Genomic DNA, 14815 nt, shown 5'->3' on the forward strand with positions numbered 1-14815 from the left:
AATAAATTTTTATTAAAAAAATAAGAGTTTTAATCAATTATTATGCTTAATAATCAATTAAAACTTAAGATTAATATTTTTAACAGGAGATCTAAAAGTTTATGGAACTGAACTGCCCATATAACTTATAGTTTTTTGTATTCCAATTTTTTATTTTTCCCAAACTGTTCCTATGGCTTGTTGTATCTGCAACCACCCATTTATTGTTTATATACATTTGAGTCCATATGTGGCCGGAAACATAGCCATTGCTAAACTTGCAATTGCCTCCCTTGACATATCTTGCAGGAATTCCTGACGCTCTTGATAATGCAATCAATAAATGGCTTTGGTCAACACAATTGCCTTTTTTTGTTTGTAGAGTCTTTACAGCACCTCTTCGAGTGTTTCGATATTTTTTGTATTGGATGTTGTCACGGACCCAATTGAATAGCTTTTTGCCCTTTTCATAATCTGATTTGAGTTTGGATGTAAGTGTTTTGGCCAAATCCTGAATAGATTTATTCTTCACTTGGCAGTTTTTACTGCTTGAAAGATATTTCATTAAGGATTCAGTAATTGAAGCCTTATTCGAATTCACTGTCTTAGTTTTAGCCTTTGAAACGCTAGATTTTGTTTTATTTGTTTTAGCTTTGCTTGCAGTGGATTTCTTACTTGTTGCCTTTGTTGCATTTTTAGCAGAAACCTTGACATTGACTGTTGATTTTCCATTTATGTCAACATTGATTTTGCTGGTATTTAACTTAAGGTTAGCCTCATCAGATTTGGTCAGATCCAATTGGTATTTGCTGGGATCCAGTCTATAGAGAATATTATTTAAAATATTATTGATGCTATTTAGAGTCCTTTCAACTAAACTGGAATTTTTTGAAGACTTATCATCTTTATTGGGTGCTGTATTTGTTGTTGTGTTCCTTGTTTTATTTGTATTGGTCTTTACAATATTACTTGTGGTTTTATTCACTGTTTTGTTTGCTGTTTGTTTTTTTATTTTTACACTAGCATTTGAGGGGTTTTTGGTTTTATTCCTATTTAATTTAGAATTTATTTTATCCAAATCCAGATCATCAAGCCTTATTGAGTTAGGCAATCTATTGTTCTTATTGAAATAATCTAGACATTTGCTGTATGAAAGAATCAATTGATTGTAAGGAATGTTTCCCTTTGATGATGAAACCCAATTTGGGGCTCTTTTGTTTTTATCGATAAATTTTCTGGTTTTGCTGGCTATCTTGACATACTCTGTCTTGTTCAAAGTTCCTTTTACAGATTTTGAATTTGTATTATTGTATCTTTTAACTAAATTCCTCTTTATTTCAATCTTTGAATTTGAGTTGTTTTCAACAGCCTTCGTCATCAGATACAAGTATTCTGTATTTGAATAATTCTTATTGCTGATTTTCACTTTAGGGAATTTTCCATTCTTTTCCACATGGTTCATAAAGCTTGTAGATGTTTTTGCCAATGTTTTCCTATTAATTGTTGTTGTATTCGCTTTTGTTTTGCTTGTGCTTATTTTATTATTGCTTGTTTTCTTTGTAGAATTTGCTTTGGCTTTTATGCTAATATTCTTATCAGTTGCATTTTTGCTTAAAGAGCATGATTTAAGAATCTTCTCATCCAAATCATCAGAATCATTTACACTTTGAGCGCTGATGCTGCTTATGCTAAAAAATAGCACTACAAGTAAAGCCAAAATAATCATTTTGCTTCTAATGTTAACACCTCATTTTTCTTTATTCTCCTCCTTTTATTCTCTAAACTATCTTTAAAATAACTGTTTTTTATTTTAAGGATTAGTTAATTCTTATTTAACTTTTTTAATTTAAATATATTTTCTAAATGTGATTTTGTGCAATATCACAGTTTTATTTCCATAAAAAAGCTTATATATTACTTATATTCTGATATAAATATGAAAATGAGATTTAAATTTACCTTATGGTTATTAAATTGATTTTATTTCGTAAATTTGATTTAAAAAAAGATAGAAGTTAGATTTTATTCAATGTTCAAAGCCATAGTAAAATTTATTATATTTGTATAAACAAACTTTATATTGATTTTAATAAAAACAAGTATTTTACAAGGATTAAAGCATGTTTAAAGAAAGAAATATAATTATAAAAAATCCACTTAGGGCAGATATACGTTTTGGGTTAGTCTATCCCAATGTCTATAAAACTGCAATGAGTTCCTTAGGCTATCAGATTATTTATAATTATATCAATGAAAGGGAGGATACATACTCTGAAAGAATAATCTATCCTTCTACAAGAAGTTTGGAGACAAACAGTCCATTGGCTGACTTTGACATTGTCTCATTTTCCCTTCAATATGAACAGGACTATTTCCATGTATTGGAAATCTTGAGGGAAGCGGGAATTCCATTCAGAAGGGAAGACAGGACATCTGATGATCCTTTAATCATTGCTGGTGGTCCTTGCGCTAGTGCTAACCCATTGCCATTATCTGACTTTATTGATATTTTTGTTGTTGGAGAGGCTGAAGCTGTTCTGTACGACTTTTTGGATTTGTATTCCTCATTGAACCTGTCTAAAAAGAGTAAAAAGGATAAAAGCAATAAAAGTAATTGGAGCAATAGAACCAATATAAGCAATAAAATCAATAAAAATGATGAATTCATAGATTATGAAAAAATTGATTTGTCTCCCTTTTTAGACATTGAAGGTTTATACATTCCTGAATTCAACAATCAAACAAATATAGTGCTATCAGAGAATATGGAAAGCATATATCATTTAACTTGTCCAATCGTTACAGAAACCGATGATAAGGATTTCATTCCGGCATTTTCAAATTCCATTCTATTGAATGTTTCAAGGGCATGTACAAGGGGATGCAGATTCTGCATGTCCAGCTATTTATACAGGCCTCTTAGGGAAACTGATTTGAATGATCTTTTTTCAATTGCTGAAGAAGCTAGAGAAAATACCGGATTGAATAAGATATCATTGATTGGTGCAGCTGTATCTGATTACTCCAGAATAAATGAATTGACAGAAGGATTGGAGGAAAGGGGCTTTCAGGTATCAACCCCTTCCATGAGAATTGAATCAATCACACATGAGACCTTGACTGCACTTAAGTCAAGTGGGTTGAAGACATTGACAATAGCTCCTGAATCAATTTATTCACTAAGGTGCAGAATCAATAAGGACATCAAGGATGAAGAAGTCCTAAGGGTAATAAGTGATGCTGTTGAACTAGGTTTTAATATTAAATTGTATTTTTTAATCGGTTTGCCCTATGAGTCTGAAGACGATATTAAAGAACTTGCAAACATGATGAAGCAAATTGATTCTATGAAGTATGGAATTGATTCAAATTTATCATCTTCAATTAAATTAAACGACAATTCAATTAAATCAATGTCTAATTCATTATCAGAAAATGATAGTCTTTCAAGCGGATCAAAATCCAAAAAATCCAAGAAAAATGATAAAAGAATCAAGTCTAGAAGAAAACCTAAAGTTTCAATCAGCTTCAGTGTCAATCCTGTCATTCCAAAGCCACATACCCCTCTTCAATGGGAAAGTTATGACATGAAGGAAATCAAGTCAAAGATAAAGTATCTCAAAAAGAATCTAAAGGGATTGGACATTAAGTTTGACAGTGTTAAGATGGGACTCATACAATATGTTCTATCCTGTGGAGACAAGGATATTGGAAACCTGATTGAAAGGTCCTTAAATGAGAAGATAAGTATTCGTGAGTGGGCTCAAAATGCTCCAAGTTATGATTTGGATGATGAATTGCCATGGGATTCAATAGATGTAAGTGTAAGCAAGGAGTTTCTAAAATCAGAATATGAAAAGATAAAGACAAGTGAGCAAACTCCATGGTGTGAAGATGGCCCATGCTACAATTGTGGAGCTTGCAATTAAATTTAAGTAAATTAAATATATAAAATATTAATTCCAATATAATAATGTAAATATAGAATTTATAGTTAATGTAATTATAGAATTTATTTTTCAATTGTTTATTTCATAACAATTCAATATTTGATTCAAAAATTATTTTATATTGCTTATTATCAATTATTTTTATTTTAAAAGGTGTTATTATGTTAAATTCTGCAAAAAGAGTTGAAACTATAGAATTGTCTCTAATTAGAAAAATGTTTGAAGTCACTAATCCTGATGCAGTCAATTTAGGAATTGGGGAACCTGACTTTGATGTTCCTCAAAATATCAAGGATGCAATGAAAGTAGCTATTGATGAAGGATACACTAAGTACACTTCCAATAAGGGCTTGATTGAACTTAGGGAAGCTATTGTAGAAAAGCTTGCTAAAGATAACAATATAAAGACTGATGCCGAAAACGTCATAGTCACTTGTGGTGCAAGTGAATCCTTATACGCTGCTGCACAAGCTTTGTTTGAAAAAGGAGACAATGTGCTTGTTCCAAATCCAGGATTTTTATCATATTACACCTGTGTGCAATTAGCTGAAGCCAATGTTGTTGAAGTTACCACCCCTATGGAAAACGAGTTTAAGATGAAAGTGGAAGATGTTCAGGAAAGGATTGACAAGAACACCAAAGGTCTGATTATTAACTCCCCTTCAAATCCAACTGGTGCAGTGATGGATAAGGAGGATATCAAGGGAATTGCTGACTTGGCAACAGATCATGATTTCTATATCATTTCAGATGAAATCTATGAGAAGATTACCTATGGAACTAAAAACCACTCTCCTGCTGAGTACTGTGACAATTTAGTTACAATCAACGGTTTTTCAAAAACTTATGCTATGACTGGCCTAAGAGTTGGGTATATGGTTGCAAATGATGATGTGACTGAGAATTTGCTTAAAGTGCACCAGTACTGTACTGCAAATGCACCTTCTGTTTCTCAAGTTGGAGCTATTGAAGCTCTTACAGGCCCACAGGATTCAGTTAAAAAAATGGTGGCGGAATTCTCTAGAAGAAGAGATTTAATAGTTTCAAGCTTAAACGATATGGGATATGAAACTGTAGACTGCAAAGGTGCATTTTATGTTTTCCCTAAAGTTGATAGGCCTATGGAATTCGTTAAGGCGGCTGCAGAAGCAGGGGTAATTTCAGTTCCAGGATCTCCATTTGGAAGCTTAGGGCAAGAGCATGTTAGAATGTCCTATGCTAACTCATATGAAAACATTGAAAAGGCAATGGATATCCTAAAGGATTTGGATTATTAAATTTTTTAATGGCTTAGTTTATTTTAAGGATTCTATAATCAAAATCTTTAATTTTTTCATTCTTTTTACTTTTTTTAATAAAAAATATATATTAAAACTGACAGAATAGTATATAGTAATAAGAATATTTATTTTTGTATTACTGATGTTGTATTTTTTAAAAGATTAGTATTATTTTTATGAATAATCAATTATACGTCAAAAACCAATTATTTAACGCATGATAATATGAAAAAGGAAGATAGGGAAAGATTAGGAAAACGAGCTGCTACTGTAGCGATTGCAGGAAACATTTTTCTAACTGTTTTCAACATTGCTGTAGGGATAATGGCTGGAAGTTATGCGCTCATATCTGAAGGGGCTCATACAATCTCTGATATAGTGACTTCAGTTATAGCTTATGTCGGATTTAGGATAGGCAGCAAGCCGGCAGATGAGGAGCACCCATTAGGTCATGGAAGAGCTGAAGCCATTGCAGGTTTAGTGATTGTGGTGTTTTTAGCAATTATTGCTTATGAAATCATTACAGGAGCTATTGAAAGATTGTTCTTTGGAGGCACACCTGCAATTCCAGAACCTATAGCTATTGTTATGGCAATCATTGGTGTTATCGTTAACTTTGCAATGAGCCAGTATATTATAAACTTAGGTGAAAGGGCAAACAGTCCAGCTATTGTTGCTGATGGAAAGCATCAAAGAGTTGACATTCTATCTTCACTTGCAATATTGTTTGGTATTCTGATTGCACAATACGGCTATCCCCGTTTGGACCCATTGATTGCATTGGTAATCGGTTTATTGATTGTTAAAACAGCCTTTGATGTTGCCCGTGAAAATTTAGACAATATTATGGGTAAGGTTCCATCTCCTGAATTGGTTGATAAGATTATAGATGTTTCAAATTCTGTTGACAAGGTTTGCGGCACTCATGATGTAAGGGTGAACTATTTGGGATCTTATGCCACAGTTACTTTGCACATTGAACTTCCTCCCGAAATGAGCTTGGATGAGTCTCATAAGGTTGTTCATCTAGTTCAAAATAAGATTATTGATGAGGTTGATGTTATTCATGGAGTAACTGCACATGCATGTCCATTCGGTTTGGAATATGACCATGATCAACAGCTTGATGAGTGATTAAAAATCTTTTAATCTTTGCATAATGATGGTGCATAATAATGGATTAAAAATTTTTCACATTTTCTTTTTTATTTTTAAAATTTTTCTTGAAAATTTCAACTTTTTTACTTAATTATTAATTATTTCAATTATTTTTCTTTTTTTCGTTAAATAAGGTTTATTTTTCAAATAAACTCAAATAAATTGAGTATAAATAATATAAAGGATTAATATTATTAGTTTTTTTCATTATTTAAATGATTTTAATTGATTTTTATTATAAGTTTATAATATTTGGATTAATTTACTTTTTAAGTATAATAATTGTTCTTTTTAAAGTTAAATAATAAATATTTGTTTATATTTTAATTATTCAATTATTATCCTATTAAATTTTAATAAAATAATTAATTTTAGCCATTTATTTATCTAAATTAGAATTATTAGGCAGTTTTTATTGTTATTTGTTGAGAATCTTTATTTTCAACTCTTTCAATTAATTTTACTTTAAAAACTTTATTATCTGTGTGTAATATCTTTTAAGAGAAAAATAATGCTATTCAGTAAAGTATAAATGATTTAAAGATTAAAAAATCCTTATTTTTTAAAATTTTTATGGGAAAGATTTATAAGGTATTATACCTTAATTATACATAACATTAAAAAAATATTATCTAAAATTAGTTGAATTATCTTTATTTTTAGTATTTCATTGAATAAATTTTCAATAAAATACTATGAGTTTTTATTTCATATAATAAAGATTTTTTAATAAGATTTTTATATTTTAGAAATTTCTAAAATATTGAATTTTTTAGATTTTTATTAAGGAACTCATATTTTTTATTGCATTAGTAAAATAAAAAATAATTTTAAAGATATTTTGATTTTAAGAGTATTTTTTAAACTTTTAAATTTGTATTTTTTTAGTGTATTGAGGTGAAAAAATTTCGTTAGAGAAAAGAGCATTGCTTTTGGCAATATTCTGCTTATTCTTCATTGCAATAGGTGGAGTATCCGCTAGTGATGCCGTCGATATGTCGAATAATCCAGATAACAATAATCTTCTAAGTGATTCTATTGATTCAGAATCTGAAGAGTCAATTGGTAATTATGATGCAAATCAATTATCTAATGAAGCAGATTCCAGTGTAAATCCAAGTACTGGGGATAATAGCCATGAAGCTATTTTTGAGGATACTCAAAATAGCAAAAATGCTAGCAGTAGCCCAACTACTAAAACTACCACTAGCTTAAAGGTATCCGGCACTAAGATATATTCTGGAAATATCATTACCATTACATTAAAAGATAATAATGGTAAACCCTTAAAGGGTAAGAAGATTTCACTTAAAGTACCTAGCAAGGGAAAAGTTTTTACTAAGACAACAGACTCAAATGGGAAAGTAAAATACACTTTCTATGATGTTGGCTCTTTCAAATCCTATGCTAGCTTTAATGGAGATGATTCATTTAAGTCATCAAAATTAAATTTCACATTTAAAGTTTTAAAAAGTGGAACTAGTCTAAAGATTTCAAATAAAACTGTACCTAGATCCACTGCTGTAATTGTGACTTTAAAAAATACAAGGAGTAATAAAACTTTAAGTGATAAAAAAGTTAGATTTATAGTCCCTTATTTGAAAAAAACTTATGTTAAATACACTAATTCTAAAGGTCAAGCTAAAATTTGGTTAAACCCTAAGCATAGTTATCGTATTGTCATTAAGTATGATGGAAACAAGAATTTATATAAATCCAACACTAGTGGCACTATAAAACCTATAGATTGTAAAACAAAATTTGTATATTCAACTAAGAATTTACAATATAACCAAAATTTTGTTGTTACCTTAAGGAAACAATGCAATAATTGGTATGTTGCAAACCAAACTGTTAAAGTGAATATAACCAATAAGAATAAAGTGTATACTAAGAAAACTAATTCAAAAGGTCAAATTAGCATCCCTATGAATTATCTTGGGACCGTAAATATGAAAATTAAATTTGCAGGCAGTGACAAATTTGTAAAATCCTCTGCAAATCCAAAAATAATAGTTACCAAGGCCAAAACTTCATTAAAAGATTCTGGCAGTTCTGTAGGTAAAGGATTTGATTATGTTGTTACCTTAAAGAATTCTGCAGGTAAAGTTTTAGCGAATAAAAAGGTTGTTATTAACTTTAATAATAAAACTTACACTAAAACCACTAATTCAAAAGGTAAAGTTAGTTTACCAATGAACTTTAAAAAAGGATCTTATTCCATTGAAGTTAGTTATGCTGGAAATAAGTATTATAATTCATCCAAATTGAGTAAAACCATTAAAATCGTTGATCCTTCAATTAGCATTTCCAAGATTATTACTGCAGCTAAGGATTTGAAAGTCCGTGTAGAATACATCAATATTCTAAATAATGCTTATAGTGTCAACATTGATGGCAGGAAATATACTGTGGATGAATTTGCATATCTTATGGCTGGTGCTTTAACCAACATAAACAGCGGTTCAAAAGCAAATGTAATAATTAAGGATCTATCAAATAAATACAATTCCTCTGGAAGTAAAATTAGTGGTAAGTTAACTAAAGCGGAATACCTTAAATTAGCGAAAAATGTGACAAGTTATGTCAATTCCTATAATCGTATTCCTAATAACCAGCCTACTAGTTTAGGTAAAATGGAAGCAAACCTTTATATTTATGCGTTTACTTCTGCATTGAATTATTATAGCAATTATAGAAAATTACCTTCTTCTGTTACCGTTAAAACCAGTACTGTTAGAGGAGGATACTCCATTGCACTTAGTCAAAATGGTAAAATCCTGAACTACAGACAGATATTTGATTCAGACGCATTTGCAAAATACTTGAAAACAGGAGGTAAGTCAGCACTTAATGATGCTATTAAAAAGAAAGCTAAAGAATTAACTGCTGGTTTATCTAGTCCAAAGGCTAAAGCGAATGCTATCTTTGAATTTGTAAGAGATGATATTAAATACAGTTTCTATACAAATTCCTTAAAAGGAGCAAAAGGTACTTTAAGTTCCAAAAGCGGTAACTGTTGTGATAAGGCTAACTTGATTGTAGCAATGTGCCGTTCTGTAGGTATTTATGCAAGATATTCCCATGCAAAGAACTGTCACTTCGCTAGTGGATTAAACACTGGACATGTATGGGCTCAAGTTTATGATCCAATATCACAAACTTGGTATACTGCTGATGCAACAAGTCGCAGAAATGAATTAGGTAACATTAAGAATTGGAATACCAAATCTTATAGTGAACCTAAGAACTATGCTCTCATACCATTCTAGATTGATTATTTGATTGGAAAATAGAATAATTCTTTTAAAGTTTTATTCTATAATTTTATTTTTTTTAAATATTTTTTAATTCTATTTTTATTTATTTTAGTTTTTTTAATTCTATTTTTATTTATCTTAATTTATTTTCAATATTGTTCATATGTGGTTATTCTTTAGATTTTTAAATTATTTTCATTAAGTTTATATAACTTTAAATTTAAATTTAAATTGTAGATTAATTGATTTTTTTATTAAAACTGTTTTTAACGAATATTTGTTGATTATTATGGCAAAATATAAACGAGTAGCTGTCGGAGGAACATTTGATAAATTTCATTATGGCCATAGGAGCTTGATTGCCAAGGCTTTTGAAATTGGTGAAAATGTTGAGATAGGTGTCACTTCCAATGTTTTTGCATGTAAAAAGGAGGGGGATGTAGACTCTTGTGATGTCCGTATGGCCAATTTAAACAAATTTTTAGGTACTAAATATAAAAATTTCCACATTTCCCGTTTGGATGATCCCTATGGGCCAACCATTCATGATGAAGATTACGATGCCATTGTTGTCAGTGAAGAAACAGAGCCTAATGCAGTAAAAATCAATGAAATCAGAGTTAGTAAAGGTATGAAGCCTCTTGATATTGTTGTCGTAAGCTTTGTTTTGGCAGATGATGGAATACCTATTTCTTCCACTCGTATACGTCAGGGAAAAATCAATCAAAAAGGGGAATTAATTTAAAAATTCTATTTTTTTATTACTAAACATTTTTTATTTCTTTTATTTTTCAATATCTTTTATTTTTTAGTTTTTTATTACTTTTATGGGTTAAGTAAGCTATTTTTTATTACTAATTTTTTTCGAGTTTTGGCTTTTATTTCTAATTTAACCTATTATTTATTTTTATTTCTTTATTTAAATTGTTTTAATCGAATATTTTTAAAAAATTAAGAGAAATTTCAAAAATTTTTAAGAAGACCTTAAAATTAAATCGTTATGTTTATATATTCATGTCGACATATATGTTATTAAATATATCAAAATTTTTTAGTATAATTTATATTATATAACAATTAGATATTTATTTAAGTGTGGGATTGTTATGATTTTTATTCAAAGAGATGGAAGCGAAACAAGAAAATTATCTTATGATAATAATGTATGCTTAGCATGTGGAATATGTGCTGACTCTTGTCCAACCAGCTCCTTAGCTTTAGGGGATGTTTTAGGTATTGCAAGAGGTCAGATAGAAGGAAACAAGCTTGCAATTGATGAGGATACCTGTGTAATCTGTGGTTTATGTGCATCTGCTTGTCCATTTGGAGCATTAGACTTTGAAATTGATGGAGAAAGTTCCAAAGACTTGGCTAATTACCCAACTTGGACTCATGAATCTGCAATTGATGATGAAGCATGTGAATTCTGTGGAAGATGTACTGTAGCATGTCCTCAAGATGCAATATTGTTTAAAAGAGAATTGCCTGATAGAAATGACTTGTTGAAAGGTGAAATTTCAATAAACGATGAGGAATGTATCTATTGTAGTGCTTGTGCTGAATTATGTCCTGCGGATGCAATCACTGTTGTAAATGATGCTGATGCTTGTTCCATTGAAGTGGATGAGGATAAATGTGTTTACTGTGGAGTATGTAAGAGAGTATGCCCTCAAGAAGCGATCAGAACTGTATGTGTCACTTGTATGCACAGTGATGAAATTGAAAAACCTGAAATCACTGGTGACATATTTATTGGATCCGATTGTATTAACTGTGGATGGTGTAAGGAAATCTGTCCTGTAGACGCAGCAGAAGTCACCAAACCATTTGATGGTGAAATAAAAACTACTGAAGAAGAATGTGTAGGTTGCGGGTCCTGTGTAGACCTTTGTGCATGTAATGCGGTAGTACTTGAAGATAATGTTGCTAAATTCAATCAAGAATACTGTGTTTTATGTGGTGCATGTACTAAAGTATGTCCTCAAGAAAGAATTGTTGTTGAAAGAACTGACATGAAATTAACTAATGTTTCTTCAGCTTCTTGGAAAGCAACTTTAGAAAGATTACTTGATTAGATTTAAAAATTATTTTATTCATTATCTTAAATTTTTTAATTTAATCAATATTTTTTTTAATTTTTTTCAGTATTCATATATATAAAATAATAAATCTCCATTTAACAATTAGTTTGCGGGGGTTTTCTATTTAGTTAGAAAGATTTATTATTTTTACTTTTTTACTTATTAATTCTTTTTTTACTTATTTTATTCTTTAAAACTTTTTTTATTTATTCAAATTTACTATTTTTTTCTATAATAAATTGTTTTTAGGATTTTTACCAGGATGTTATTTAATCTAATTTATTAAATAAAAAAAGTCTTCCTTTAGCAAGCGTTTGATTGAACATGTCATTGATTTCTAAATTGATTTTATAGATATAAGTTCCGCAAATGATTGAAATCACTAAAATTGAACCTATCAACAATATAACTTCAACACTTGTTTGTCCTCGATTGTCCCATTTAAGATATCCCAGTTCTTTCATGATCATTTACCATTTAAAGACTTTTACGAATATTTTCTCCAATTTAGTAAATGCTAGTGACATTGCTTCTAATGGAGCTTATGTCTTGGGTTGCATTCAATCCACTTGCATTATTGCTAAAGTAAGATCTGTAAATCAATAGTCCTGCTAAAGCTATCACTATCACTCCTCCAAATAATAAGATATATTCTGCAGCGCCTTGACCTGAATTATCATTTGAAATGGATTTAAGCTTGTTTTTTATATTTTCTCTAATGTTTAAACTGTTATTTTCATTTTTATGTTTTTCAAAAATCATAATTTCACCTCATTGTTTCTAATTCTTTAATGTTTATTATTTAAATTTTGTCTTTTTTTCTAATTTAAATAATTATTTAAGGTTAATATTCTAAATAAAGTGTAATTTGATGGTTGAATTTAAATTTACTATAAATTTTTAATTTTTTATTCTTTTTAGAATATTAAAATCATTTTGAATTTTTATTTATCGATGATTCATTCAATTGAAATTTTAGAATTTAACGGCATTGAATTCTTGAGGTTTATTATGAAATTTCATCTCTAAAAATATTTCATTAAAATTGCTTATTCTTTCAAATTTTATAGTATTTCGTTTTTATTTATTTTAGACTAAAAAATTATCATATATTTTTTAATTTAATAGATTTTTTATTATAATTTAGTTTTTTTACTAATTTTTAGGCCTTTTTTCATTCATTAAAAACAAAATTATATAAATGATTAATATTATATATAAATATTAATAATGGTTAATTTTTTAATAATAGGCTTAATTAACCAATTAATTGATTTATTTACTTGATATTTAAGGTGGGTATTTGTGGCAGATTCGTTAGATATATTTACTGGTATTTTATTAACAGTCATTGGTTTAGTTCTTGTTTATGGAAGTATCGTTTATCGTCTAATAGATTTAATTCTAATTATAGGCGTTTTAATTACCATTTTTGGTTTATACAAATTGCTTCCAGCATTTATTTTAAGAATTTTGGATTCAAGAAGCTTGAATAGGAATTCAAGACGCAATAGATTGAATCAAAAATCTAAAAATGACACTTTTTCCCGTGTGGTGGAAAGTGCTAAAGAGGTAGAGGATTTAGTTAATTCTAAATTGGATGGCAGTTCCAATTCAAAATCCAAATCAATTCTAAATCGTCATGATGATTCCACTTCCATGACTCTTGATGAATACTTAAATAGCACCCAACAAAAGGAAACTAAATCAAGATTCAGTGAACCAGTCGACCAATCCAAACAGGTTCTCAAAACTAAACCAGCAAATGAAGAAAAGCCTAAGTTCAAACTCCCATCTATAAGAAAGTCTAACAAGCCAGAAAAGAGAAGTTTTGGTTATTTGGAAGATCAAGAGGAATCAAATCCAGATACTGTTTACTTCACACCGAATTATGAGAAACCTATGAAAGTAACTAGAAGGCCAAAAAGAAAATCTAAAGAGACAATTAATTTGGCTAATGCTCCTAAGAGGTCTAGTGAAATTTCAAAGGCTTTAGCTAGTGTAGGTGATGCTGAAACAGTTTATGATAATGAAGTGTCTGATGAAAGCTACAGCCTAATGCCAAAAACCATGGATGAAGAAATCATCATGCCTATTGATGAGATAGATTTAGACCCTCAAGATGTGCCGGTTTACAATTTATCACAATCTGAAAATACCCATTATAATAATGTAATTTATGATGAATTCACTGAAGATGATTTCATTACTCCTATCTATGCAGATGACGGTTATAGGGAGGAACATGGCATAGTTTATGGTGATTATGAAGATGAGACAGTTGATGATAATTTAACAGCGGATGTTGAAGGTGGCGTTGATGATTTAGGATATATCACTCCTGATTTAGCTCTTGATGTTGAAAACTTGCCAAGACCAACATCCATTGCTTCTACTAATCCAATAACTTCTAAAAAGGATACTAACGCTAACTTGTCAAGACCTCATAAGAAATCTTCTAGTCTTGATGCTCCAAAACCTAAAGTTAATCTTGATGAAATTCCAAGGCCTGCTCCAAAAGTTCACACTCCAGATGTGTCTGAAGAGCTTGCTGTGGCACCGGTTTCTTCTATTGCAGGAGGTCATGAAGATACCATTACAATAGATCCTAATAATCCGGAATCCATTCCTATTCCAAAACTATTGAATAGTTATGTCATTTGTGAAAAAGGTATCTTAACTTCTCAAGAGGCGTTTGAAGAAGTTGCAAGTCATTCAAAAGAAGAGATACTATTGGAAGCTCCAACAATTAAGGATATGGGAGATAGGTTCTTGTCAAGTCTTTCAAAAATCAAATCAAGGGTAATAATTGAAGAATTTGATTTGGAAGACATTTCATATGTTCTATTATTAAGTTCTCTTATTAAAAAAGGAGTTGAAATAAAGACTTTGGCTTCTGTAGACTCATTTAACTTAATTGGAGATACATCTCATGCATTATTGATATCCAATAGTTTGGATGAGGAAGATTTCGAATATGGTGCAGTTTATGATGATGAGGATTCTGTTAAAAACATTAAGGTCCTGTTTGAATCTTCTTGGAAATTAGCTAATGATTTGGATATTAATGCACTTCTTGAAAAAAATAATTAAAAAAACTATTAAAC

Annotated in this window: 10 protein-coding genes; 7 read left to right on the plus strand and 3 right to left on the minus strand. The window is 29.7% G+C overall.

Features of this window, described 5'->3' with window-relative positions:
- Positions 1-91: 91 nt before the first annotated feature.
- Positions 92-1696: a transglutaminase domain-containing protein gene (locus QZU90_RS03200; RefSeq protein WP_296855518.1), complete on the minus strand. Its 1605-nt coding sequence runs from the start codon at positions 1694-1696 to the stop codon at positions 92-94.
- Between the two features lie 403 nt (positions 1697-2099).
- On the opposite strand from QZU90_RS03200, the gene QZU90_RS03205 reads away from it, so the two are divergent.
- The 6 genes from QZU90_RS03205 to fwdF all read left to right on the plus strand — a co-directional run bounded on the left by QZU90_RS03205 (position 2100) and on the right by fwdF (position 11702).
- On the plus strand, positions 2100-3908 hold the full coding sequence (locus QZU90_RS03205) for a radical SAM protein (RefSeq protein WP_296855520.1): 1809 nt from the start codon (positions 2100-2102) through the stop codon (positions 3906-3908).
- 182 nt (positions 3909-4090) lie between these two features.
- A complete protein-coding gene (locus QZU90_RS03210) occupies positions 4091-5206 on the plus strand; it encodes a pyridoxal phosphate-dependent aminotransferase (RefSeq protein ID WP_296855522.1) in 1116 nt (371 codons plus the stop codon).
- Between the two features lie 228 nt (positions 5207-5434).
- Entirely contained in the window at positions 5435-6343 is a 909-nt protein-coding gene (locus tag QZU90_RS03215; protein WP_296855524.1) for a cation diffusion facilitator family transporter, read from the plus strand.
- A 956-nt stretch (positions 6344-7299) separates the two neighbouring features.
- Positions 7300-9639 carry a transglutaminase domain-containing protein gene (locus QZU90_RS03220; RefSeq protein WP_296855526.1) on the plus strand — a complete coding sequence of 780 codons (2340 nt, stop codon included), beginning with the start codon at positions 7300-7302 and terminating at the stop codon, positions 9637-9639.
- 277 nt (positions 9640-9916) lie between these two features.
- The gene (locus QZU90_RS03225; protein ID WP_394350198.1) at positions 9917-10372 is read left to right on the plus strand and encodes a phosphopantetheine adenylyltransferase; all 456 of its coding nucleotides are present in this window, start codon (positions 9917-9919) and stop codon (positions 10370-10372) included.
- Between the two features lie 361 nt (positions 10373-10733).
- A complete protein-coding gene (gene fwdF / locus QZU90_RS03230; protein WP_296855527.1) occupies positions 10734-11702 on the plus strand; it encodes a tungsten-dependent formylmethanofuran dehydrogenase subunit FwdF in 969 nt (322 codons plus the stop codon).
- Between the two features lie 275 nt (positions 11703-11977).
- On the opposite strand, the gene QZU90_RS03235 is transcribed toward fwdF, so the two are convergent.
- Positions 11978-12172 carry a class III signal peptide-containing protein gene (locus QZU90_RS03235; RefSeq protein WP_295604791.1) on the minus strand — a complete coding sequence of 65 codons (195 nt, stop codon included), beginning with the start codon at positions 12170-12172 and terminating at the stop codon, positions 11978-11980.
- A 43-nt stretch (positions 12173-12215) separates the two neighbouring features.
- On the minus strand, positions 12216-12470 hold the full coding sequence (locus tag QZU90_RS03240; RefSeq protein ID WP_394350199.1) for a class III signal peptide-containing protein: 255 nt from the start codon (positions 12468-12470) through the stop codon (positions 12216-12218).
- Between the two features lie 543 nt (positions 12471-13013).
- On the opposite strand from QZU90_RS03240, the gene QZU90_RS03245 reads away from it, so the two are divergent.
- Positions 13014-14801: a hypothetical protein gene (locus tag QZU90_RS03245; RefSeq protein ID WP_295604790.1), complete on the plus strand. Its 1788-nt coding sequence runs from the start codon at positions 13014-13016 to the stop codon at positions 14799-14801.
- The last annotated feature ends 14 nt before the right edge of the window (positions 14802-14815 follow it).

Source organism: uncultured Methanobrevibacter sp. (genome assembly GCF_902784195.1).
Classification (GTDB): Archaea; Methanobacteriota; Methanobacteria; order Methanobacteriales; family Methanobacteriaceae; genus Methanobrevibacter.